We start from the raw sequence: 20,890 nt of genomic DNA, 5'->3' as shown, positions 1-20,890 counted from the left end.
GGGAGGGCCGATGGGCGAGCAGGTGTTGGACAGCCCGCAGGGCTGGGTGGCCGACCACATCCGGCGGTACGTCGAGACCGGCGGCGCCGAGGGGCACGAGTGGCAGCCCGGGGTCTTCACGCTGCTGCTGACCACCCGGGGCCGGCGCAGCGGGAAGCTGCGGCGCACCGCGCTGATCTACGGCCGCGACGGCGACGCCTACCTGGTCGTCGCCTCGCAGGGCGGCGACCCGAAGCACCCGGCCTGGTACCTCAACCTGCTCGACGAGCCGCTGGTCGAGGTGCAGGTGGGCGCCGAGCGGTTCACCGCGCGGGCGCGTACCGCGACGGCGGGGGAGAAGCCGCGCATGTGGTCCACGATGGCCGCCATCTGGCCGGCGTACGACGAGTACCAGGAGAAGACCGACCGGGATATCCCCGTCGTCGTGCTCGACCGCGTCTGAGCGGGGCGAGCCGCCGTCGTTACCCCACGGGTAATCGACGCCGGGCACGCGCCGGCGGGAGACTCGGCGTACCGCCCCGGTCGTCCGGCCGGGCGGACCGGCTCCCGGGAGGCACCATGCCCGCGTTCGCGCTCGCCCACCTGCACGACACCCCGGCCAACGAGGACATCCTCACCTACATCGAGCGGATCCAGGCCACGCTGGACCCGTTCGGCGGCCGGTTCCGGGTGCACGGCGCCGAGGTGGAGGTCAGGGAGGGCGACTGGCCGGGCACCGTGGTCATCATCGAGTTCCCCGACCTGGACCGGGCCCGGGCCTGGTACGACTCGCCGGCGTACCAGGAGATCCTGCCGCTGCGCACCCGGCACATCCCGGGTGCGGCGCTGATCGTCGACGGCGTCGCCCCCGACTACGACCCCCGCCGGACGGCCGCCCGGCTGCGGGCGCGGGCGGCCGGCTGACCGGCGGCTCCGCCCCGACGGCGGTCCCGCCCGGACCGCCGTCCGGTGCCGGTGGACGGATCCGTGTCCACCCTGCGGGACAGTTTGTCCGTCGCGCCGCGTCGCGCCTGCCGTAACTTTCTGCTGTCCATCTCCGACCATCCCTTGTGGAGGCCCCACCGATGAGCAGCGTCACCACCCGCACCGTCCGTCCGACCGCCCCCCGGGGCGCCGGGGAGCCGTCCGGGGAGGTGCTCCGGGAGATCCCGCTGCCGCCGTACGTGACCGTCGAGGACGCCCAGTTCGCCGTGCGGGCGGTCGTGGTGCACGCGCCCAGGATCTGGTCCGGCGGGACGGTCTGCCGCAGCGACGCCAGCCCGCACCCGTGCCGGCTGCACCGCTGGGGTGCCCAGGTCCTGGCGCAGCGCGGCCTGCGTCCCGCCGAGATCGCCGCGCTGATCGAGCGCGGCGACCCGGCGGCCGAGCTGCCGCACCGCCCCGGCGCCTGAGTGCCGGCGGGGCCCCCGCACCGGGCCCCGCCGGCCGGTCAGCAGGCGTTCGGCTTGACCCAGGCGCACTCCAGGCCCTCCGGGACCCGGGGGGCGTCGGGCGCCGTCGGGGCCGCGACCCGCGCGCCGGTCACGCCCCTGCCCGTGTACGAGGCCAGGGCGATCGCGATCTGGTCCTCCAGCGTCTTCACGGAGGAGGCCAGGTAGTTGTTGAGCAGGATCGAGAACGCCAGCACCCGCCCGTCGGCGTCGGTGACGTAGCCGGAGAGGCCGGAGACGCCGGTCAGGCTGCCGGTCTTGGCGTGCACGTTGCCCGCCGCCGCCGTGCCCCGCATCCGGCTGCGCAGCGTGCCGCCGACGAACCGGTCCGCCTCGCCGGCGACGGGCAGGGCCGCGTACCAGGTGTCGAACCAGGGCTCGTCGCGCACGGCGATGAGCAGGTCCACGAACTCGTCGGCGGGAATCAGGTTGCGCCGGGAGAGCCCGGAGCCGTCGCGCTGGCGCAGCGTGCCGGTGTCCATCCCGGCGTCGGCGACGTACTCGCTGATCGCGGTCAGCCCGGCCGACCAGGTGCCGGAGCCGGAGAGCACCCGGCCGATCTCCTTGGTCAGCACCTCGGCGTGCCCGTTGTTGGACAGCTTGAGGAACGGCACCATCAGTTGGGCCAGGGGCATCGAGCGGTGCCGCGCCACCTCGGCCGCGCCCTCCGGGGTGGCCTGGCCGAGCACCGTCTGACCGAGCACCCGTACGCCGTGCCGGCGCAGCGCCGAGCGGAAGACGTCGGCGGCGTAGCCGGTGGGCTCCCAGACGCTGACCCAGTCGTTCGCCGGCGCGGCGCCGAGCGCGATCTGCCCGGTCACCACGACCGTGTTGCTGCCGTGCGCGCGTTCGAAGGAGACCGAGGTCTCCCCGCCGGCGACCGTCTCGGCCCGGTTGTCGATCTTCAGGTACCGGGTGGCCGGGGTGGTGGTGACGACCGGACGCGCGCCGGCGGTCGCGCCGGGGGCGGCGTGGACGATGACGGTGCCCGCGTCGTAGTCGGTGTCCGGTGCCACGGTCAGGGCGGAGACCTGAGCGGCGTAGTAGTACGGCTCGTCGTCCCAGGTCCAGTCGGGGCCGAGGCGGGTGCTGTCGTAGCGGGTGTCGTCGGCCACCAGGTCGCCGGTGACCACCCGGACGCCCGCGGCGGCGACCCGCGCGGCCAGCGCGTCGTAGTCGGCGGCGAGCATGGTGGGGTCGCCGCCGCCGCGCAGGTAGAGGTTGCCGGAGACCAGGCCCGCCCGGCGGGCGCCGCTGGTCCGCACCTCGGTGCTGAAGTGGTGGCCCGGCCCGAGCAGTTCCAGCGCCGCCGCCGAGGTCAGCAGCTTGGTGTTGGAGGCGGGCACCAGGCGGCGGTCGCCGTTGCGGTGGTAGACCGTCTCTCCGGTGGCCGCGTCCTTGACCACCACCGAGGCCTGCGCCCCGGCCAGCCGGCTGTCGGCGAGGATCGCGTCGATGGTGGCGTTCAGCCGGGTCGCCGCGGGGGTCGGGGACTCGGCGGTGGCGGTGGGCGCGCCCGCCGTGGCCGCGGCGGCGACGAGTGCCACCAGCGCGAGCGTCCGGGGGAAGAGACGACGATGCATGGGGTGATGCTGCCATGCAGGTATCTGCCAGAAAAGAGCGTCGATGGAAAGAAATTTTCCGTGGGCCGGCGGGCTGTGACCGGCGAGACGCTCCCGGCGGGCAGCCGGGCGGGCCCGCCCGTGTTGTACCCGGCATGGACGAGCCCTCCGTCGACGTGCTGGTGATCGGGGCCGGGCAGGCCGGCCTCTCCGCCGGCCACCACCTGGGCCGCGCCGGGTTCGCCCCCGGGGACGGCTTCGTGATCCTCGACGGGGGCGACGGGCCGGGCGGGGCGTGGCGGCACCGCTGGCCCACGCTGCGGCTCGACCGGGTGCACGGCTTCCACGACCTGCCCGGCCTGCCCTTCCCGGTGGCCGGGCCCGACCGACCGGCGGCCGAGGTGGTCAGCGCCTACTTCGCCGCGTACGAGCGCGAGTTCGACCTGCCGGTGCGGCGGCCCGTGCGGGTCCGGGAGGTGCGCGACCGGGCCGACGGCCCGCTCACCGTGCACACCGACCACGGCCCCTGGACCACCCGTGCCCTGGTCAACGCCACCGGCACCTGGACCCGACCGTTCTGGCCGCACTACCCCGGCCGGTCGAGCTTCCGGGGCCGGCAGCTGCACACGGCCGACTACCGGGGACCGGCGGAGTTCGCCGGCCGGCGGGTCGTGGTGGTGGGCGGCGGGACGTCGGCCGTCCAGTTGCTCGCCGAGGTCTCCACCGTGGCCGCCGGCACCACCTGGGTGACCCGGCGCCCGCCCGACTTCCGCGACGAGGAGTTCACCCCCGAGCGTGGCCGTGCGGCGGTGGCCCTGGTCGACGCGGCGGTACGCGCGGGCCGCCCGCCGGACAGCGTGGTCGGGGTGACCGGGCTGCCGCTCACGCCGGAACTGCGCCGGCTGCGCGAGCGCGGCGTGCTCGACCGGTTACCCGTCTTCGACCGGATCACGCCGGACGGGGTGGCCTGGGACGACGGGCGGTTCGTGCCCGCCGACGTGATCCTGTGGTGCACCGGTTTCCGGGCCGCGCTGGACCATCTCGCGCCGCTGCGCCTGCGCGCGCCGGGCGGCGGTATCACGATGGACGGCACCCGGGTGGTCGCCGACGAGCGGATTCACCTGATCGGGTACGGCCCCTCCGCGAGCACGATCGGCGCCAACCGGGCGGGCCGCGCGGCGGTACGCGAGATCCGGGCCCGGTTCGCCCCGGCCCGTGCCGCACACTGACCCCGCTCTATTTGACGGATGCCCCGGCAGGGGGCACCGTAGGCCGAGGAGGGGCCCTGAGCTGCCCCGAAGCGCGACGGCGATGTGCGTGTCGCCCTTCCATCGCCTCCCACGTGTGCTCGCCCGCGGGCCGAGTCCCGGTCCCGCACCGCGAATCCGAGAATCCACGAGGAGTTCCGCCATGCTCACCATGACCGACAACGCCGTGCTGGTCATCCGAGACCTCGCCAACCAGCAGGACGTCGCCGAGGACGGCGGAGTGCGGATCGCCGCCGACACCGACGCGGGTTCGCTCACCGTCGAACTGGTCGCCGAACCGATCGAGGGCGACCACGTGGTCGACAACCAGGGCGCCCGCATCTTCCTGGACTCCGACGCCGCCGAGCTGCTCGGCGACGCGTCGGTGGACGCGAGCGTCGACGACGAGGGCATCGTGCAGTTCGGGTTCACCGAGAAGCAGTGACGGCCGGGCGTCGCCTCCTCGCCCGTGCCCGGCGGGGAGGCGCTCAGCCGGCCCGGCGGGTCTCCCCGTTGCGGTGCGGCCGGGCGGGACGGCCCCGCTCCGGCGGCGCCTGATCGGATCGCCACGGCCGGGACTCCCGCCCCCGCTGCCGCAGCGCGGCCAGCACGTGCGCCAGGTGGTGCGAGGTGCTCCACGCCGCCCAGTTGCTGGCGGACCCGGCGCCGGCGCCCCGGCGGGCCCGCCGCAGGATCTCGTGGTCACCCCAGGAGAAGGCCGCGCCCGTGGTCGGCCAGTGCGGCGCCGAGACCACGGTGCGGCACAGGTCCGCGAACCGGTCGTCGCCGCGCCCGCCCCGCCGCGACCAGCGGTACACCCACCAGGCGCCGTCGGTGGTGTAGCGGACGGTGGGCAGCCGGTCTCCCGCCTGGTCGGCGCCGGGCACCGCGGAGCCGACGCCGTAGTCGCCGTACCCGACGCCGAGGTCGGCCAGCCGCTGCCAGAGCTGCCAGTCCCAGCGGTCGACGCGCACCGGTTCGTCGGTCGGCAGGGCGGACACCGCCGGGGGCATCCCGCCCGCCGCCACGCTCACGGAGCACCAGGCGTGCCGGCGGGCCCACTCCCACAACCGGCGGACCCGGGGCTCGGCCACCCGTACGTCGGCCCGGCAGCACACGTCGCCCGCGTCGAGGAGCAGGTCGCACTGCTCCGGCACCAGGCCGGTGAGCCGCCAGACCCGCTCCGCCGCCGCCGTGGCCGCGTCCGGGCCGGCGCGATCGTGGCCGACCCGCAGCCGGACGACCGCCCGCTGGGCGTGGGCCCGGGCCGCGGCACCGTGCGCCACCAGGCGCCGGTCACTGTCCGCGAGCCCGATCACCGGCACCAGCGGTACGCCCCAGCGGACCAGCTCGGCCTCCGGGGCGTCGGGCAGGCCGGTGACGTCGACGGCCGTGAGCAGCCCGTCGGGCAGCCGACGGAGCACGTCCAGCGTGAACTGGTCGAGGACGGACACCTGGAGGACCGGGGCGAGCAGGGGGGCGACGACGTCGTCGAGATGACCGAGCGCCTCCAGCTCACCCCGCCGGTTGGCGAGGATGGGGCGGTAGACCGGTTCCGCCGCCCGGCCCTCGTGGGCGGGCACCATACCCCAATGTAGCCAGACATCGGTGTCGGTCACAGGGCCGACCGGCCCGTACCGCCTGCCGGGGCGGGCGGCATCCGGCGGCGCAGATCGTCGCCGCGCAGCCCGCAACGACGACGCCGCCGCCCCGCGCTGCGGGACGGCGGCGGTACCGGCGACGGGTCAGTCGTCGTCGCCGTCGTCGTCCGAGTCGTCATCGTCGTCGTCCGAGTCGTCGTCATCGTCGTCGTCCCGGTCGTCGTCGTCATCGTCGTCGACCGGCTCCTGCTCGGCCTTGACCACCGTGCCGTCGCCCCGGTCGACGTCGATCTCGTGCTCGGTCTGCCCGGCCACGATCTCGACGCTCCACACGGCCCGGCCGTCCTCGTCCTCGCGCTCGACCTCGACGATCTTGCCGCCGCCCGCCCGGGCCAGCGCGATCTCGCCGGCCCGCTGCTCGGTCACCGCGTCGCCGCCGGTGGCCGGCGCACCACTGCCCGACGGGGAGCCGGGCGCCGCCGGGGTGCCGCTGGTGGTCGGGGTGCCGCTCGTCGCCGGGGCGCTGCTCCCGGTGCCGCTCGGGGTGCCCGGCGTGGCCGGGGTCGTCGGGGCGGTGGTGGCGGCGGCCAGGGTGGTCGCCCGGGCCGCGCCGTTGTCGGCCGCCGCGACGCCGAAGGTCGCACCGGTCACGACGAGCACGGCCGCGCCTCCGAGCGACGCCAGCATCAGGGACTTGCGCTTCATCTCGTTCACCCTTCCTCGGTTGCTGGTCCCCAGGATCGCGCCCGCCCGGATAGCGCCACGCTGCCCGAACGCTAAGGCCGGGTTAAGCCTGTCCGGGCCCGGGCCGGAGGACGGGTCAGGACGGGGGCGGGCCCAGTTCGAGGCGTACCTCGGCGCCCCCGGAGGGCGCGGCGTGCAGGGTGAGGCGGCCACCGCTGGACTGGGCGGCGCGGCGGGCGATGTCCAGGCCCAGGCCGGTCGAGCCGGCGGTGCTCGCGCCCCGGCCGATCGTGCCGGGCGGCATCCCCGGGCCCTCGTCCGCCACGACCAGCGCCGCCCGGCCCGCCTCCTCCGCCGTCAGCCGGACGGCGAACGCGGTGCCGTCCGGGGTGTGCGCGAAGACGTTGCCGAGCAGGGCGTCCACCGCCGCCGCCAGCTCGTCGGCGGGTACGCCCACCGGCAGCGGTCCCGGCGCCAGGTCGAGCGTCACGGCCCGCCCGGTGTCCTCGGCCAGCACCGACCAGAACGCCACCCGCTCGGCCACCACCGCCGCCGCGTCGGCGCTGACCGCCCCGGCCGTCGGCACCCGCCACCGGGCCTGTCGGATCAGGCCCGTGACCGCCCGCTCCAGCCCGTCCACGGCCGCGGTCACCCGGGCGGCGTCCTCCGGGTCGCGCAGCGCCTCGGCCTCCAGGCGGAGCGCCGTCAGCGGCGTACGCAGGCGGTGCGAGAGGTCCGCGACCTCCTCCCGCTCCTGCACCAGCAGCACCTGGATCCGGCCGGCGAGGTGGTTGAGGGCGCCGGCCACCTCGCGCAGCTCGCGCGGCCCGGCGGGCGTGACGCGCGCGGCCAGCTCCGCGTTCGCCAGCCGGTGCGACACCGCCGAGAGCTCACCGATCGGCCGGACCAGGGTGCGGGCCAGCCGGTCGGCGACGGCCAGCCCGATCAGCACCAGCAGCACGCCGAGCAGGGCCAGGACCAGCCAGGACCGGGTCACCCCGGCGGTCAGCTCGGCGGGCGGGACCACCGTACGGATCACGCCGGTGCCGTCCGGACGGCCCTGCACGGCGATCACCACCTCCCGCCCCCGCCCGGACTCGGCGGTGAGGCTCTGCCCCCGCTCCGCCAGCGCCACGGCGGCGGTACGGGGGGCCGGGGCGCCGAGCACCGTGCCGTCGGGCAGGAACACCGTCACCGGCCGCGCGGACTCCGTGGCCAGCTGGTCGACGGTCAGCCGGATCGTCGCGGTGTCGGCGGTGCCGACGACGGTGACGAGGCTCTGCGCCTCGGCCGTGGCCCGCAGGGTGGCCCGGTCCGCCGCGACCGTACGCACCAGCAGCGCCAGCGGCACCAGGAAAGCGACCAGGGTGAGCACGCTGACCGCGGCGACCAGCAGCGCCAGCCGGGCCCTCATCCGGTGCTCCCCGGCGCTTCGAGCCGGACCCCGACGCCCCGCACGGTGTGCAGGTAGCGGGGCGCCTGCGCGCTCTCCCCGAGCTTGCGCCGCAGCCAGGACAGGTGCACGTCCACGGTCTTGTCGGCGCCGCCGTACGGGACCCGCCACACCTCGGCGAGCAGCTCCCGCTTGGTGACCACCTGGCCGGGCCGGCCCGCGAGGTGGTGCAGCAGGTCGAACTCGCGCGGGGTCAGCTCGACGGGCGCACCGTCCAGGGTGACCTGCCGCGACCGCGGGTCGACCCGCAGCCCGCCCACCACCAGTGCCGGGTCCTCCTCCGGGGCGGACCCGCTCCCGCGCCGGAGCACCGCCCGGATCCGCGCGTCGAGCTGCGCGGCCGTGAACGGCTTCACCACGTAGTCGTCCGCCCCGGCGTCGAGCACCCCGACGATCTCGGTCTCGTCGTCGCGGGCGGTGGCGACGATCACCGGCACGGCGCTGACCGCGCGGAGCATCCGCAGCAGCTCGCGGCCGTCCAGATCGGGCAGTCCCAGGTCGAGCACCACCAGGTCGGGCCGGTCGTCCAGCGCGTCGCGCAGGCCGGTCATCGCCGTCGAGGCGGCGGCCACCGCGTGCCCCCGCTCGCGCAGTGCCCGCAGCAGCGGCGTACGGATCGTCAGGTCGTCCTCGATGAGCAGCAGGCGGGCCACAGGTGGCAGGCTAGCCGTCACGCGGCGCGCCGGCCCGGACGTTAACCCTCCCTTAGCCTCGTCCGGTGCTCGTCCCAACCTCGGATCGGTCAGACTCGGGGCATGCGCCGCCGTTCGTTCCTCGCCGTCGCCGGGTGGCTGGCCACCGCCGCCCTCGCCACCCTGATCGGGGTGGCCGCGATCCGGTGGGTGGGGGAGAGCATCGCCGGCACCCCGGGCGGGGTGCTCAGCCAGGAGGAGATCGAGCGTGCCCTGGCCTCGCCCAGGCCCGCGGTCCCCGGGGCCGGCGGACCGTCAGCTCCGGCGGCGGGCGGGACCGGCGGGCCGTCGTCGCCGGGAGCGACGGGCTCGACCCCGGCGGGAGCACGCCGGGCCTTCGCCACGACGGGTGGCAGCGCGGTGGTCGAGTGCGGGCCGGGCGGGGTACGGCTGGTCTCCTGGACGCCCGCGCCGGGCTACCGGGTCTCGGACGCGGAGCCGGGGCCGGACGACGACGTGGAGGTCGCCTTCGCCGGCCCGTCCGGGGAGTTCGAGCTGAAGCTGCGCTGCGTGGGGCTGGAGCCGGTGTCGGTCGAGGACGACGACTGAGCCGGACACGAGCGCGCGGCGCCGTTCGGATCCCGGGGGATCGGAACGTCGCCGCGCTCTGGCCGTCTCCCACCACCGCAGCCGTACGGCGGTACGCCAGCGGGGACCTGGCTCGACCGGCCACCGTGCGCCGGCTACTCCCTCGATCCCCGTCCATCAGGGATCGAAACCCCCGAGGAGTGGCGAATTCCACCATCTGCGAGTCCCGGCGTGGTGTCGGGCCGCAGCGGGTATGTGCGTCGGCATGGAGCATTTCACGATCGCGACCGTTGCCGAGAAGAGCCCGGACTTCCGGCGGGTGCTGTGGACCGGTGAGCACACCCAGCTGGTGATCATGACGATTCCGCCGGGTGGCGAGATCGGCGAGGAGGTCCACGAGGGCATCGACCAGATCCTGACCTTCGTCAGCGGTACGGGCGAGGCGCAGGTGGCGGGGGAGAAGCGCGAGGTCGTGCAGGGCGACCTGGTGGTGGTGCCGGCCGGCACGAAGCACAACTTCGTCAACACCGGCCCCAACCCGCTGGTGCTCTACACGGTCTACGGCCCGCCCGAGCACGCCGACCAGGCGGTGCACCGGACCAAGGAGGAGGCCGACGCCGCAGAGGCCGCCGGCGAGGACGAGCCGCCCACCTCCTGACCGTCGGGCCGCCGCCTGAGGCTGCCGGAACGGGGTACCCGCAGCGGGTGGACCAACTGGCGATCTCCGACTACGGGTTCCTCTCCGACTGCCGTTCGGGCGCCCTGGTCGGTCGGGACGGCTCGATCGACTGGTGGTGCCCGGACCGGTTCGACTCCCCGTCGGTCTTCGGCCGCGTTCTCGACACGGAGGCCGGGCACTTCCGGCTGGCGCCCACCGCCGCCGGGCTTCCCGGGCACCGGGTGGAGCGGGCGTACGTGGCCGACACGCTGGTGCTGCGCACCGTGCACCACACGCCGGAGGGGAGCGTCGCGGTCACCGACGCGCTCGCCGCCGAGTTCGGCGCCCGTGGCCACCAGTTGGGGATGAACTCCCCGGCGGTGCTGCTACGGGTCGTGGAGGGACTCGCCGGGCGGGTGCGGATGTCGCTCGACTTCCGCCCCCGCCCGGAGTACGGCCTGCTCACCCCGTACCTGCACGGGCAGCCCGACGGCGGGGTGCTGGCCGCGGCCGGCCCGGTGGTGCTGGCCCTGCACACCGGCGGGGTGCTGCCGCGCGTCGACCGGGACCGGGTCCGGCAGGAGTTCGAGGTCTCCGCCGGGCAGGTGGTCGGCTTCGACGTGGCGTACGGGCAGGCGTACGGGACGGTGCCGGCCCGGCTGGAGCCGGTGGCCGCGCTCACCGAGACGGTGCGGGCCTGGCAGGCCTACCGCGAGTCGCACCACTACGACGGCCGCTACCGGGAGCAGGTCCGGCACAGCGCGACCGTGCTCACCGGCCTCACGTACGCCCGCAGCGGCGCGGTGGCCGCGGCCCTGACCACGTCGCTGCCGGAGCGGATCGGCGGCGACCGCAACTACGACTACCGCTACTCGTGGCTGCGCGACTTCGCCATGACGCTGCGCGCCCTCTGGGTGGCCGCCTGCCCGTCCGAGGCGTCCCGGCTCTTCGCCTGGGCGGCCCGCTCGATCGGCCGGGTCGGTCCCGACCCCGTGCCCGTGCTCTTCGGCCTGGAGGGGGAGCGGGACGTCTCCGAGCACGAGTGCGCCCACCTGCGCGGCTACGGCGGCAGCCGGCCGGTGCGGGTCGGCAACGACGCCTGGCGGCAGCGCCAGCTCGACGTGCCGGGCGAGGTGCTCTCGGCGGTCTGGCGGTTGCGCGACCACCTGGGGGAGACGCTCGACACGGAACTGCGCGAGATGGTGCTCGGCCTGGCCGAGCAGGTTGCCGCCACCTGGCACCTGCCCGACCGGGGCATCTGGGAGACCCGGGACACCGACCGGCACTACCTCACGTCGAAGGTGCTCTGCTGGGTGGCGCTGGACCGGGCGGTGCGGCTCGCGCCCCGGCTCGGCGACCGGGCCGACGCCCGGCGGTGGGCGAGGATCCGCGACGAGATCCGGACCGCCGTGCTGCGCGACGGCTGGCACGAGCCGACCGGCGCGTACGGCGGCGCGTTCGGCTCGCCGGAGCTGGACGCCTCGGTGCTGCTGCTGCCGCTGGTGGGGTTCCTGCCGGCGACCGACCCGCGGATGCGCGCGACCATCGAGGCGGTCGAGCGCGGGCTGGGCGCCGGGAACGGGCTCCTCCGCCGCTGGGACACCGACCCGGCGGGCTTCCTGCCCTGCTCGTTCTGGTTGGTGGAGTGCCTGGTCCTGGCCGGTGAGCAGGGCCGGGCCGAGGCGCTCTTCGAGCGGCTGCTGGGGCACGCCAACGACATCGGCCTGTTCAGCGAGCAGATCGACCCGCGCTCCGGCGCGCAGCTCGGCAACACCCCGCAGGCGCTGTCGCACATCGGCCTGGTCAGCGCCGCCTGGCGGCTGACCGACCCCACCACGGACTGACGAGGGTCCCTTCCGCACACCTCAGGCGGGCAGCACCGGCACGTCGGTGACGTCCACCGTCTCCGGGTACTTCACGCCGGCCCCGGTGTTGAGCACCACCACGCGTTCGCCGGCCCGGATCCAGCCGCCGGCGCGCAGGTGCCGGGCGGCGGTCAGGCAGGCGGCCCCCTCCGGGCAGAGCAGCAGCCCCTCGCGGGCGGCGAAGTCCCGCAGGTCGGCCAGGATCTCGGCGTCGTCCACGGCGATCGCGGTGCCGGCGCTGGCGCGCAGCGCGTCGAGGATCAGCTCGTCGCCGAGCGGGGCCGGCACGGTGATGCCGAACGCCACGGTGTGCGCGTCGGCCCAGGGCCGCGCCCGCTGCTCACCGGCGGCGAAGGCGCGGACGATCGGCGCGCAGCCCGTCGACTGCACCGCGACCAGGCGGGGCAGCCGGTCCTCGATCCAGCCCAGCTCGCGCAGCTCGTGCAGCGCCTTGTGGATGCCGATCAGGCCGACCCCGCCGCCGGTGGGATAGATGATCACGTCCGGCACCTGCCAGCCGAGCTGCTCGACGATCTCGTACCCCATCGTCTTCTTGCCCTCGAGCCGGTACGGCTCGCGCAGCGTGCCAGCGTCGAAGATCGCGCCGCCGGAGCCGGCGATGAGCCCCGCGACGTGCCGCCCGGCGTCGCCGATCAGCCCGTCGACCAGGCGTAGGTCGGCCCCGGCGGCCACGCACTCGCGCCGGCAGATGGCCGGCGCGTCCAGCGGCATGACGATGGTCGCGCCCAGCCCGGCCCGCGCGGCGTAGGTGGCCCAGGCCGCGCCCGCGTTGCCGTTGGTGGGCATGGCGATGCGCGTCACGCCCAGCTCGCGCGCCCGGCTGACGCCCACCGCCGCGCCGCGCGCCTTGAACGAGCCGGTGGGGGTCAGCCCCTCGTCCTTGACCAGCAGGTCCGCGATGCCGATCTCCGCGCCGTAGGTCGGGGTGCGCAGCAGCGGCGTCCAGCCCTCGCCCAGCGTGGTCTCGTGCCGGGGGTCGGCCACCGGCAGCAGCTCGCGGTAGCGCCACAGGTCGGCCGGGCGCAGCGGGAACCGTTCCGGGGTGAGCACCTTCGCCACCGCCGCCAGGTCGTAGCGGGCCAGCAGCGGGGATCCGCAGTCGCAGAGGTTGGTCAGCTTGGCGGCGTCGTGCTCCCGCCCGCAGCGCGGGCACTCCAGGTGCGTCAGGTACACGATGCTCCTCGCCGTCTCAGCTCGTGTCTCGGCTCGCGTCGATGCTCAGCCAGCGCCGGCTGCGCCCGCCCGGCTCGTAGACCGAGTCCAGGCGCTTCGCCACCACCCCGGGCAGCCCCTGCTCCCGCCCGGTCCGCAGCGCCTCCCGGCCGGCACCCGGGAACCACGGCGGAGTCTGCCAGTGCGGACCGGCCAGCGCCAGGCCGTCGAGCAGCTCCCGGCGCTGCGCGTACGGCAGGTCGAGGCTGGTCACGCCCTCCATCCAGAGCAGATCGAAGATCAGGTACTGGGCGTCGGGGGTCCGGCGTCCGCCGCGCGCCGGCCGCACCCGGCCGGCCCGGTCGATGCGCACCAGGACGCCGTCCAGCACGGCCTCCGTGGGCGCCAGCTCCTCGGCCAGCTCCCGCAGCCAGGGGTACGTCCCGGAGACGTCCTCGTCGTCCTCCGCGAGCAGCCGCAGCCGCCCACCCGAGACGTACGCGACGGCGCGCACCCCGTCCCAGCGCAGCTCGTAGCCCCACTCCGGCTCGTCCGCCGGCAGCTTCGCCGCCCGGGTCGGGTGCATCGGGCGGACCAGCTCCGGCATGCTCGTCCAGCCCTCCGGCGGCGGGTCGGTGCGCCGGACCATCCAGTCCCGCCCGCCCCTGCCGCCGGTGGCGAAGAGGACGTACCGCCCGGAGGTGCGCTCGCCGTCCAGCACGACGATCACCTCGTCGTCCCGCCACTTCTCGCAGTGGTACGTGCCCCGGTCGTGGACGGTCATCCGTCCGCCGCCGTACTCGCCGGCCGGGATCTCGCCGTGGAAGTCGAGGTATTCCATCGGGTGGTCCTCGGTGTGCACGGCGAGATGGTTGCGGCCGGTGTCGCGGGGCAGCCCGCGCGGCACCGCCCAGGAGGCCAGCACCCCCTCGTGCTCCAGGCGCAGGTCCCAGTGCAGGCTCCGGGCGTGGTGCTGCTGGATGACGAACCGGGCCGTGCCGTCGGCGGGCCGCTTCCTTCCCGGGGGCCGCTTCGGCACCGGCTCCGGCGTGCGCGCCGCGTCCCGTCTGCGCCGGTACTCCTCCAGCGGGTCAGCCACATCCGCATTCTCCGGCAATCCGCGCCGGCCCGCCGGCCGCCCGGGTGTCCGGTTCCACGGGCATGTCGTGGGTCATCACGGGTAGACCGCGGCATGGACCACGAGGACCAGCCCACCGTTGCGCTCCCGGGCGAGGTGCGGATGCCCCTGCTCGGCTTCGGCACCTGGCAGGCCACCGGCCAGGCCGGGTACGACGCGGTGCTCGCCGCGCTCGACGCCGGCTACCGCCACGTCGACACCGCCACGATGTACGGCAACGAGGAGGAGGTCGGCCGGGCGGTCCAGGAGAGCGGGCTGCGCCGCGAGGACGTCTTCGTCACCACCAAGCTGCCGCCGGACCGGGTCGGACGGGAGCGGGAGACGCTCGAGGCCAGCCTGACCGCGCTCGGCACCGACCACGTCGACCTGTGGCTGATCCACTGGCCGCCGGAGAATCCGGCGGACAACATCCCCGTCTGGCGCGAGCTGCTCGCCGCCCGGGACGAGGGGCTCGCGCGCGCGGTGGGGGTGAGCAACTACGGCACCGGCCAGCTCGACGAGCTGATCCAGGCGACCGAGGAGAACCCGGCCGTCAACCAGATCCGGTGGAGCCCCTCGTTGTACGACCGGCAGCGACACAAGGAGCACCGGGACCGGGGAGTGGTGCTGGAGGGTTACAGCCCGTTCAAGACCAGCGACCTCGCCCACCCGGTGCTGACCCGCATCGCCGCCGCGCACGACGTCTCCCCCGCCCAGGTGGTGCTCCGCTGGCACGTCGACCACGAGATCGTGGTCATCCCCAAGTCGGTGACCCCGGAGCGGATCCGCGTGAACGCCGACATCTTCCACTTCTCGCTGACCGCCGAGGAGATGCGCGACATCGACGCCCTCGGCAACCCCTGACGAACCCCTTCCGGCACCCGGAGCGGGGCCCGGTCCGGGGTCCGCCGTTGCCAAATTCCTTCAGCCTGAATAGGGGCGATGAAGGGTATCGACATAGATGCTCGTGACGATATACCGTGCGCGTCACCAGTTCATCGATGAGTCGGAACCCCTCCGCCCTTGTCTGAAGGAGCGCCATGAACGCGTCACGACCCGCCCGCCTCCCCCGACGCGGAGTGCTGGGCATGTCGGCCCTGGTGGCCACCGCGGTGGCCGTAGCCGCCAAGCCCGCCACGGCGAGCGCCGCGCCGCTCGCCGCGCCGAAGGCCGAGTGCCTCGCCGACCTGCTCGGGGAGTCCTGATGGCCACGATTCCCTGGCTGGTGGACGTCCTGCGGGGAGCGGGCGTCCAGGTCGTCACGCACGGCGACTGGGTCAACCGCATGCGTCCCGGCTCGTTCGACCCGATCGGTGTGCTCTGGCACCACACCGCCGCCACCTCCAGCGCCAGCAACCCGCACCCGGCGCTCAACGTCTGCATCAACGGCCGGTCCGACCTGCCCGGCCCGCTCTGCCAGGCCCTCGTCGACTACCACGGCGTCTTCCACGTCATCTCCGCCGGCCGCTGCAACCACGCGGGCGTCAGCCGGGGCAGCGGGCCGATCCCCTCCGGTGACGGCAACACGCTGATGATCGGCTGGGAGATCGACTACAACGGCGTGAACCAGGAGATGACGGCGGCGCAGTACAACGCGTCGATCGCCGCCACCGCCGCCGTGCTCAAGCGGCTGGGCAGGGACGCCAGCTACGCCCGGGGCCACCGCGAGACGAGCACCAGCGGCAAGATCGACCCGTCCTTCATCGACCTGAACACGATGCGCGCCGACGTCGCCGCGAAGATGGCGGGCGGCGGCAACACCTGGAGTTCCGTGGTGGACAACTCCACCGCCGGTCGCTTCACCGCCAGCGCCAGCTGGGGCACCTCGGCGTACTCGGCCCAGCGCTACGGGACCGACTACCGCTTCGCCCAGCCCGTCGCCGCCAGCGACGCCGCCTGGTACAAGTTCAACGTCCCGGCGACCGCGAACTACCGGGTCGACGCCTGGTGGCCGGCGGTCGCCGGCTACAACACCGCGACGCCGTACATCGTGGCCACCACCACCGGCAACCGGACGATCATCGTCAACCAGGCGGCGACCGGCGGGCAGTGGCGCTCCCTCGGCACGTTCACGCTGCCGGCCGGGGACGCCAACCGGGTCGCGGTCAGCCGGTGGAGCTCCGCCGCCGGCCTCGTCATCGCCGACGCCGTCCGGCTCACCCGGGTCTGACCCGGCCGGCCCTGAGACACGCGACGTCCGCCAGGCACCGGGGTGGCCCGGCGGACGTCGCGTCCGGCGTTTCAGGAGCGCGAGCAGGCGGTCCCGTTGAGGGTGAAGCTGGTCGGTGACGCGTACGCCCCGCTCAGCGTGCCCTGGTAGCCGAAGCTGGCCGTGCCGCCCGGGGCGAGCGAACCGTTCCAGCTGATGTTCCGCGCGGTCACCGCCGAGCCGCTCTGGCTGACCGTGGCGTTCCACGAACTGGTGATCTGCTGCCCGGCGGGCAGGGTGTAGGCCAGCGTCCAGCCGTTGATCGGGCTCGACCCGGTGTTGGTGATCTGCACGTCGGCGGTGAAGCCGTTGCTCCACGAGTTCGGCGTGTACTTCACCGCGCACCCGGCGCCGCCCGGCGGGGGCGTGGTGGGCGGCGCGGTCGTGGGCGGCGGGTTGCCGCCACCGTTGACCGCCGCCGAGAACGAGGTCACCGCGAGGCCGGCGCCGCCCTGCCACGGCTCGAAGCCGGCCTGGATGCTGGTCAGGTACCAGGAGTTGGTGATCGCGCCCCGGTTGCGGGTGTCGTTGATGAACGCCAGCAGGTTGAGGTTCGCGCTGCTGATCGCCGACGGCGCCAGGTAGGAGATGACGTTGTTGCCGCCGTTGTTGCCCCGCCACACCTCCCAGCTGCGCCCGTCGATGGTGGCGGTGCCGACCGGGGAGCCGATGGGCTGGATCGACCCCTGCCGGTTGAGCCAGATCATGATCTCCATCTGGTTCACCCCGTCCCGCTTCGGCGAGGGGTCCAGCCAGATGTCGTACGAGGCGTTGTAGACGGCGTTGCTGACGTACCGGTAGGCGATGCTGCTCGTGGCGCTGCTGATCTGGCTGACCTGGATCGGCAGGTTGGTGCCGGGGGAGCAGTTGGTGTAGTGGCAGCCGAGGAAGATTGACGGGTACGCGGTCGGCGCGCCGTTGGTCGGGTTGCTGCCGTTCTGGGTGGTGATCTCGAAGCCGCTGCCGGTGACGTTGATGCACTGCTGGGCGGTGGTGCCCCAGCGGTTGTTCTGCACCACGTAGCGGCCCTGGATGGTGGTGGAGCCGTACTGCTCGCAGATCTGCGTGTCGGCGCTGGCGGTGCCGCCGAGGGCCACGGCGACGATCGAGCCGGCGGCGAGCAGCGCGGCTGCCGCGAGGGCCCGGAGTGGACGTTTCATGATGCTCCTTCGGCTTCGGCGCGGAACGCCGGACGGAGTCGGCCAGTGGACGCGGGAGCGCTCCCACAACCCTTCGATACATTTACATCTCTGAAACCACAGCGCAACGGGCCTGGGGTATTGGAGAGGTAAGTGAGGTTTGTCACGCCCGGGTCGCTCGGTGGGCAGGTGGTCCCCCGAAGCAGGCGCGGCGGGCGCCGAGGAGTGTTTCGCCTGGGACGATTGACTCTGGTGTGTGCCGATTGCGCCGAGTAGTGTCTTGCCTCCAACGCGTGCCGAACCCCTCCGGAGGCGTACACCACCATGGGTGGCTCTCCCCTGCGCATCCTCGTCGTCGGCGCGGGCATCGCCGGTCTGGCCGTGGCCCGGGCGCTGCGGATGGCGGGCTTCCGCCCCGACGTCACCGAGAGACTGCCCCCGGGCGAGAACGCCGAGACCGGTCTCTACCTACCCGGCAACGCGGCCCGGGCGCTGTGCCGCCTCGACCTCGACGGGCCCGTACGCCCGCTCGGGCACGTCATCCACCGGCAGCGGTTCCTCGACGCGGCCGGGGCGCCGCTCTGCGAGGTGGACCTCGACGCGCTCTGGTCCGGGGTCGGCGAGTGCCGGGCGCTGCCCCGGACGGAACTGCACCGGGTGCTGCTCACCGGCGCGGGCGGCGCCGTCCGGCACGGCGCCGAGGTGCGCGCCGTCGACCTGCTGCCGCACTCCGTCGGCATCACCTTCGTCGACGGCACGGCCGCCGAGTACGACCTCGTCGTCGGCGCCGACGGGCCGCGCTCCTCGATCCGGGCCCTGGCCGCGCTCGGCGGTCCGCCCCGGCCCGCCGGCCAGGTCGTCTACCGCAGCGTGGTGCGCGACGGGCCCCCGGTCGCCGAGTGGACCGCCCTGCTCGGCCAGCGCGCCGGCTTCCTGGTCGTGCCGATCGGCGCCGGACGGCTGCACTGCTACGCCGACGAGGCCGGCACCGTTGCGCCGGCCGACCCGACGGCCCGGCTGCGCGAGCTCTTCGGCGACTACGGCGGACCGGTGCCCGCCGTGCTGGAGGCGCTGGACCGGGTGCACGTCGCGGTCACCGAGGAGGTGGAACTGGGCTGCTGGTCCCGGGGGCGGGTGCTGCTCGTCGGGGACGCCGCGCACGCCACCGCACCGACGCTGTCCCAGGGCGCGGCGATGGCGTTGGAGGACGCCGTGGTGCTCGCCGACTCCCTCCGCGCGGCCGGAGGCGACGTCGAGGCGGCGCTGGCGGCGTACGAGAGTCGTCGTCGCCCGCGTACGCGATGGGTGCGGGACCGGACCCGGGACCGCAACCGGACCAGGGACGTGCCGCCGGCGCTGCGCGACCCGCTGCTGCGCGGGCGCGGCGACCGGATCTTCGGCGAGCACTACCGGCTGCTGCTGGGCCCGCTGTAGCGGCCGGCGGCCGAGGGCCCGGTGCGCCGGGGCGGTGCAGGCTACCCGACCACCCCACGCGGCGTAGCCACCTGCCGGGGACTATCCTCCTTGCGGATGACGGCCCGCAGATAACCAGCGCGTGCCGAGCGGGACAACCCAGAACCGGAGGCCACTCGTGACCACCGTCGCACCCAAGCCGGTCGTGACCCGGCCCTGGCCGGTCCGAGCGCCGGTCAAGGGGTCGGCCATCGCGCGGCTGCTGCGTTCCACGGACGCGAAGCAGATCGGGATCATGTACATGGTCACCGCGTTCGCGTTCTTCATGATCGGTGGCCTGATGGCCCTGATCATGCGGGCCGAGCTGGCCCGACCCGGGCTGCAGTTCCTGTCGCCCGAGCAGTACAACCAGCTGTTCACCATGCACGGCACGATCATGCTGCTGTTCTTCGCGACGCCGATCGTGTTCGCCTTCGCGAACTACGTGGTGCCGCTGCAGATCGGCGCGCCCGACGTGGCGTTCCCCCGGCTGAACAGCTTCGCCTACTGGCTGTTCCTCTTCGGCGGCACGATGACCATGGTCGGCTTCCTCACCCCGGGTGGCGCGGCCGACTTCGGCTGGACCGCGTACGCGCCGCTGAGCTCCGTCGAGCACTCGCCCGGCGTGGGCGCGAACCTGTGGGTCGTCGGCCTGGTCATCTCGGGTCTGGGCTCGATCCTCGGCGCGGTCAACGTGATCACCACGATCCTGACCCTGCGCGCGCCCGGCATGACGATGTTCCGGATGCCGATCTTCACCTGGAACATCCTGGTCACCGGTCTCCTGGTGATCCTGGTCTTCCCGCTGCTGGCCGCCGCGCTGATGGCGCTCGCCGCCGACCGGCTCCTGGGCGCCCACGTCTACGACCCCGCGACCGGCGGGCCGATGCTCTACCAGCACCTCTTCTGGTTCTTCGGCCACCCCGAGGTGTACATCATCGCGCTGCCGTTCTTCGGCATCATCTCCGAGATCATCCCGGTCTTCTCCCGTAAGCCGATCTTCGGCTACAAGGGCCTGGTCGCCGCGACCATCGCCATCGCCGGCCTGTCGATGAGCGTCTGGGCGCACCACATGTTCTCCACCGGCCAGGTGCTGCTGCCGTTCTTCAGCTTCCTGAGCTACCTGATCGCCGTGCCGACCGGTATGAAGTTCTTCAACTGGATCGGCACCATGTGGCGCGGCCAGATCAGCTTCGAGACGCCGATGCTCTTCTCGATCGGCTTCCTGGTCACCTTCCTCTTCGGTGGTCTCACCGGCGTGCTGCTGGCCAGCCCGCCGATCGACTTCCACCTGCACGACTCGTACTTCGTGGTGGCGCACTTCCACTACGTGCTCTTCGGCACGATCGTGTTCGCCGTCTTCGCCGGCATCTACTTCTGGTTCCCGAAGATGTTCGGCCGGATGCTCGACGAGCGGCTGGGCAAGGTGCACTTCTGGCTGACCATGATCGGCTTCCACACCACGTTCCTGGTGCAGCACTGGCTGGGCAACGAGGGCATGCCGCGCCGGTACGCCGACTACCTGCCCGGCGACGGCTTCACCACGCTGAACATGGTCTCCACCATCGGCGCGTTCATCACCGGCATCTCGACCCTGCCGTTCATCTGGAACTGCTGGAAGTCGTACAAGGCCGGCCCGGTGGTCGAGGTCGACGACCCGTGGGGTCACGGCAACTCGCTGGAGTGGGCGACCAGCTCCCCGCCCCCGCTGCGGAACTTCGACCGGATGCCGCGGATCCGCTCCGAGCGGCCGGCGTTCGACCTCAAGTTCCCCGAGCTGGCGGCCGGCGGCCAGAGCCTGGCCGGCCCGCCGGAGGGCGGCGCCAAGCCGCTGACCAGCGAGTCCGACGGCGGCGCCAGCTACCGCGAGGACACCGCGAGCGACGCCGACCGGCGCTGACGCTCCGCACCACGTACGACGGGCGCCACCCCACCCGGGGCGGCGCCCGTCGCCGTTGCGCGGAGGGGTACGCCCCGTGGCCGGGCCAGACGGCGCATGGACACCGGCTGGGCATCAACCGATCGTGTACGCCTGCCCGGTGCCCCGCCGGACTGCCGGGACCGGCCCAGGGCCGCTCAG

General features: G+C 74.1%; 21 protein-coding genes. 13 read left to right on the top strand and 8 right to left on the bottom strand.

Features of this window, described 5'->3' with window-relative positions; translation table 11 throughout:
* The first annotated feature begins 10 nt into the window (after window positions 1-10).
* The 3 genes from ACPXCB_RS07975 to ACPXCB_RS07965 all read left to right on the top strand — a co-directional run bounded on the left by ACPXCB_RS07975 (window position 11) and on the right by ACPXCB_RS07965 (window position 1,391).
* The gene (locus ACPXCB_RS07975) at window positions 11-442 is read left to right on the top strand and encodes a nitroreductase family deazaflavin-dependent oxidoreductase (RefSeq protein WP_425873577.1); all 432 of its coding nucleotides are present in this window, start codon (window positions 11-13) and stop codon (window positions 440-442) included.
* Between the two features lie 116 nt (window positions 443-558).
* Window positions 559-903: a DUF1330 domain-containing protein gene (locus ACPXCB_RS07970; protein ID WP_425873576.1), complete on the top strand. Its 345-nt coding sequence runs from the start codon at window positions 559-561 to the stop codon at window positions 901-903.
* A gap of 161 nt (window positions 904-1,064) precedes the next feature.
* Window positions 1,065-1,391: a hypothetical protein gene (locus ACPXCB_RS07965; protein ID WP_425873574.1), complete on the top strand. Its 327-nt coding sequence runs from the start codon at window positions 1,065-1,067 to the stop codon at window positions 1,389-1,391.
* Between the two features lie 38 nt (window positions 1,392-1,429).
* Here the strand turns inward: ACPXCB_RS07965 and dacB are convergent, their stop codons facing one another.
* Entirely contained in the window at window positions 1,430-3,013 is a 1,584-nt protein-coding gene (dacB, locus tag ACPXCB_RS07960; protein WP_425873572.1) for a D-alanyl-D-alanine carboxypeptidase/D-alanyl-D-alanine endopeptidase, read from the bottom strand.
* Between the two features lie 134 nt (window positions 3,014-3,147).
* Between dacB and ACPXCB_RS07955 the strand changes: the two genes are divergently transcribed.
* Complete coding sequence (locus tag ACPXCB_RS07955) at window positions 3,148-4,221, top strand: NAD(P)-binding domain-containing protein (RefSeq protein ID WP_425873570.1); 1,074 nt, start codon at window positions 3,148-3,150, stop codon at window positions 4,219-4,221.
* 181 nt (window positions 4,222-4,402) lie between these two features.
* The gene (locus tag ACPXCB_RS07950) at window positions 4,403-4,684 is read left to right on the top strand and encodes an adhesin (RefSeq protein ID WP_132233810.1); all 282 of its coding nucleotides are present in this window, start codon (window positions 4,403-4,405) and stop codon (window positions 4,682-4,684) included.
* Window positions 4,685-4,727: 43 nt separating this feature from the next.
* Here the strand turns inward: ACPXCB_RS07950 and ACPXCB_RS07945 are convergent, their stop codons facing one another.
* The 4 genes from ACPXCB_RS07945 to ACPXCB_RS07930 all read right to left on the bottom strand — a co-directional run bounded on the left by ACPXCB_RS07945 (window position 4,728) and on the right by ACPXCB_RS07930 (window position 8,630).
* Window positions 4,728-5,825 (bottom strand): beta family protein, encoded by a 1,098-nt coding sequence (locus ACPXCB_RS07945; RefSeq protein WP_425873568.1) that lies wholly within the window; start codon window positions 5,823-5,825, stop codon window positions 4,728-4,730.
* A gap of 159 nt (window positions 5,826-5,984) precedes the next feature.
* The gene (locus tag ACPXCB_RS07940; RefSeq protein WP_425873566.1) at window positions 5,985-6,545 is read right to left on the bottom strand and encodes a PepSY domain-containing protein; all 561 of its coding nucleotides are present in this window, start codon (window positions 6,543-6,545) and stop codon (window positions 5,985-5,987) included.
* Window positions 6,546-6,660: 115 nt separating this feature from the next.
* Complete coding sequence (locus ACPXCB_RS07935; protein WP_425873564.1) at window positions 6,661-7,938, bottom strand: ATP-binding protein; 1,278 nt, start codon at window positions 7,936-7,938, stop codon at window positions 6,661-6,663.
* Window positions 7,935-8,630: a response regulator transcription factor gene (locus ACPXCB_RS07930; RefSeq protein ID WP_425873562.1), complete on the bottom strand. Its 696-nt coding sequence runs from the start codon at window positions 8,628-8,630 to the stop codon at window positions 7,935-7,937. The genes ACPXCB_RS07935 and ACPXCB_RS07930 overlap by 4 nt, the downstream gene beginning before the upstream one ends.
* Window positions 8,631-8,732: 102 nt before the next feature.
* On the opposite strand from ACPXCB_RS07930, the gene ACPXCB_RS07925 reads away from it, so the two are divergent.
* The 3 genes from ACPXCB_RS07925 (at window position 8,733) to ACPXCB_RS07915 (ending at window position 11,699) form a co-directional block, all read left to right on the top strand.
* On the top strand, window positions 8,733-9,218 hold the full coding sequence (locus ACPXCB_RS07925; protein ID WP_425873560.1) for a septum formation initiator: 486 nt from the start codon (window positions 8,733-8,735) through the stop codon (window positions 9,216-9,218).
* 244 nt (window positions 9,219-9,462) lie between these two features.
* Window positions 9,463-9,855, top strand: a complete 393-nt coding sequence (locus ACPXCB_RS07920; RefSeq protein ID WP_132233820.1) for a cupin domain-containing protein — start codon at window positions 9,463-9,465, stop codon at window positions 9,853-9,855.
* A 47-nt stretch (window positions 9,856-9,902) separates the two neighbouring features.
* The gene (locus ACPXCB_RS07915; RefSeq protein WP_425873558.1) at window positions 9,903-11,699 is read left to right on the top strand and encodes a glycoside hydrolase family 15 protein; all 1,797 of its coding nucleotides are present in this window, start codon (window positions 9,903-9,905) and stop codon (window positions 11,697-11,699) included.
* A 21-nt stretch (window positions 11,700-11,720) separates the two neighbouring features.
* Here ACPXCB_RS07915 and ACPXCB_RS07910 read toward each other — a convergent pair whose 3' ends face one another.
* Together ACPXCB_RS07910 and ACPXCB_RS07905 are read right to left on the bottom strand one after the other, a co-directional pair.
* A complete protein-coding gene (locus ACPXCB_RS07910) occupies window positions 11,721-12,914 on the bottom strand; it encodes a threonine synthase (RefSeq protein WP_425873556.1) in 1,194 nt (397 codons plus the stop codon).
* Between the two features lie 16 nt (window positions 12,915-12,930).
* Complete coding sequence (locus ACPXCB_RS07905) at window positions 12,931-13,992, bottom strand: DNA polymerase ligase N-terminal domain-containing protein (protein ID WP_425873555.1); 1,062 nt, start codon at window positions 13,990-13,992, stop codon at window positions 12,931-12,933.
* Between the two features lie 93 nt (window positions 13,993-14,085).
* Here ACPXCB_RS07905 and ACPXCB_RS07900 point away from each other — a divergent pair, with 93 nt between their 5' ends.
* The 3 genes from ACPXCB_RS07900 (at window position 14,086) to ACPXCB_RS07890 (ending at window position 16,180) form a co-directional block, all read left to right on the top strand.
* Window positions 14,086-14,874: an aldo/keto reductase gene (locus ACPXCB_RS07900; RefSeq protein WP_393167705.1), complete on the top strand. Its 789-nt coding sequence runs from the start codon at window positions 14,086-14,088 to the stop codon at window positions 14,872-14,874.
* 176 nt (window positions 14,875-15,050) lie between these two features.
* Window positions 15,051-15,215: a hypothetical protein gene (locus tag ACPXCB_RS07895; protein WP_165947736.1), complete on the top strand. Its 165-nt coding sequence runs from the start codon at window positions 15,051-15,053 to the stop codon at window positions 15,213-15,215.
* Window positions 15,215-16,180 (top strand): N-acetylmuramoyl-L-alanine amidase, encoded by a 966-nt coding sequence (locus ACPXCB_RS07890; RefSeq protein WP_425873553.1) that lies wholly within the window; start codon window positions 15,215-15,217, stop codon window positions 16,178-16,180. The genes ACPXCB_RS07895 and ACPXCB_RS07890 overlap by 1 nt, the downstream gene beginning before the upstream one ends.
* Window positions 16,181-16,251: 71 nt before the next feature.
* Here ACPXCB_RS07890 and ACPXCB_RS07885 read toward each other — a convergent pair whose 3' ends face one another.
* A complete protein-coding gene (locus ACPXCB_RS07885; RefSeq protein WP_425873551.1) occupies window positions 16,252-17,379 on the bottom strand; it encodes a GH12 family glycosyl hydrolase domain-containing protein in 1,128 nt (375 codons plus the stop codon).
* Between the two features lie 303 nt (window positions 17,380-17,682).
* Between ACPXCB_RS07885 and ACPXCB_RS07880 the strand changes: the two genes are divergently transcribed.
* Together ACPXCB_RS07880 and ctaD are read left to right on the top strand one after the other, a co-directional pair.
* Window positions 17,683-18,792 (top strand): FAD-dependent monooxygenase, encoded by a 1,110-nt coding sequence (locus tag ACPXCB_RS07880; RefSeq protein ID WP_425873550.1) that lies wholly within the window; start codon window positions 17,683-17,685, stop codon window positions 18,790-18,792.
* A 157-nt stretch (window positions 18,793-18,949) separates the two neighbouring features.
* The gene (gene ctaD / locus ACPXCB_RS07875) at window positions 18,950-20,710 is read left to right on the top strand and encodes a cytochrome c oxidase subunit I (protein WP_425873548.1); all 1,761 of its coding nucleotides are present in this window, start codon (window positions 18,950-18,952) and stop codon (window positions 20,708-20,710) included.
* The last annotated feature ends 180 nt before the right edge of the window (window positions 20,711-20,890 follow it).

The sequence above is a fragment of the Micromonospora sp. DT62 genome, from assembly GCF_049847285.1.
GTDB classification, from domain to species: Bacteria; Actinomycetota; Actinomycetes; order Mycobacteriales; family Micromonosporaceae; genus Micromonospora; species Micromonospora reichwaldensis.
Note: the sequence above shows the minus strand (reverse complement) of the source record. Positions and strands in the feature narration are given on the sequence as shown.

What these genes read in the sequence shown, in the direction of transcription:
- ACPXCB_RS07955 (WP_425873570.1), top strand. Translation starts at nt 3,148, where the DNA reads ATGGACGAGCCCTCCGTCGACGTGCTGGTGATCGGGGCCGGGCAGGCC.
- ACPXCB_RS07885 (WP_425873551.1), bottom strand. Translation starts at nt 17,379, where the DNA reads ATGAAACGTCCACTCCGGGCCCTCGCGGCAGCCGCGCTGCTCGCCGCC.
- ACPXCB_RS07970 (WP_425873576.1), top strand. Translation starts at nt 559, where the DNA reads ATGCCCGCGTTCGCGCTCGCCCACCTGCACGACACCCCGGCCAACGAG.
- ACPXCB_RS07940 (WP_425873566.1), bottom strand. Translation starts at nt 6,545, where the DNA reads ATGAAGCGCAAGTCCCTGATGCTGGCGTCGCTCGGAGGCGCGGCCGTG.
- ACPXCB_RS07900 (WP_393167705.1), top strand. Translation starts at nt 14,086, where the DNA reads ATGGACCACGAGGACCAGCCCACCGTTGCGCTCCCGGGCGAGGTGCGG.
- ACPXCB_RS07975 (WP_425873577.1), top strand. Translation starts at nt 11, where the DNA reads ATGGGCGAGCAGGTGTTGGACAGCCCGCAGGGCTGGGTGGCCGACCAC.
- ACPXCB_RS07935 (WP_425873564.1), bottom strand. Translation starts at nt 7,938, where the DNA reads ATGAGGGCCCGGCTGGCGCTGCTGGTCGCCGCGGTCAGCGTGCTCACC.
- ACPXCB_RS07950 (WP_132233810.1), top strand. Translation starts at nt 4,403, where the DNA reads ATGCTCACCATGACCGACAACGCCGTGCTGGTCATCCGAGACCTCGCC.
- ACPXCB_RS07895 (WP_165947736.1), top strand. Translation starts at nt 15,051, where the DNA reads ATGAACGCGTCACGACCCGCCCGCCTCCCCCGACGCGGAGTGCTGGGC.
- ACPXCB_RS07890 (WP_425873553.1), top strand. Translation starts at nt 15,215, where the DNA reads ATGGCCACGATTCCCTGGCTGGTGGACGTCCTGCGGGGAGCGGGCGTC.
- ACPXCB_RS07925 (WP_425873560.1), top strand. Translation starts at nt 8,733, where the DNA reads ATGCGCCGCCGTTCGTTCCTCGCCGTCGCCGGGTGGCTGGCCACCGCC.
- ACPXCB_RS07945 (WP_425873568.1), bottom strand. Translation starts at nt 5,825, where the DNA reads ATGGTGCCCGCCCACGAGGGCCGGGCGGCGGAACCGGTCTACCGCCCC.
- ACPXCB_RS07965 (WP_425873574.1), top strand. Translation starts at nt 1,065, where the DNA reads ATGAGCAGCGTCACCACCCGCACCGTCCGTCCGACCGCCCCCCGGGGC.
- dacB (WP_425873572.1), bottom strand. Translation starts at nt 3,013, where the DNA reads ATGCATCGTCGTCTCTTCCCCCGGACGCTCGCGCTGGTGGCACTCGTC.
- ACPXCB_RS07920 (WP_132233820.1), top strand. Translation starts at nt 9,463, where the DNA reads ATGGAGCATTTCACGATCGCGACCGTTGCCGAGAAGAGCCCGGACTTC.
- ACPXCB_RS07880 (WP_425873550.1), top strand. Translation starts at nt 17,683, where the DNA reads ATGGGTGGCTCTCCCCTGCGCATCCTCGTCGTCGGCGCGGGCATCGCC.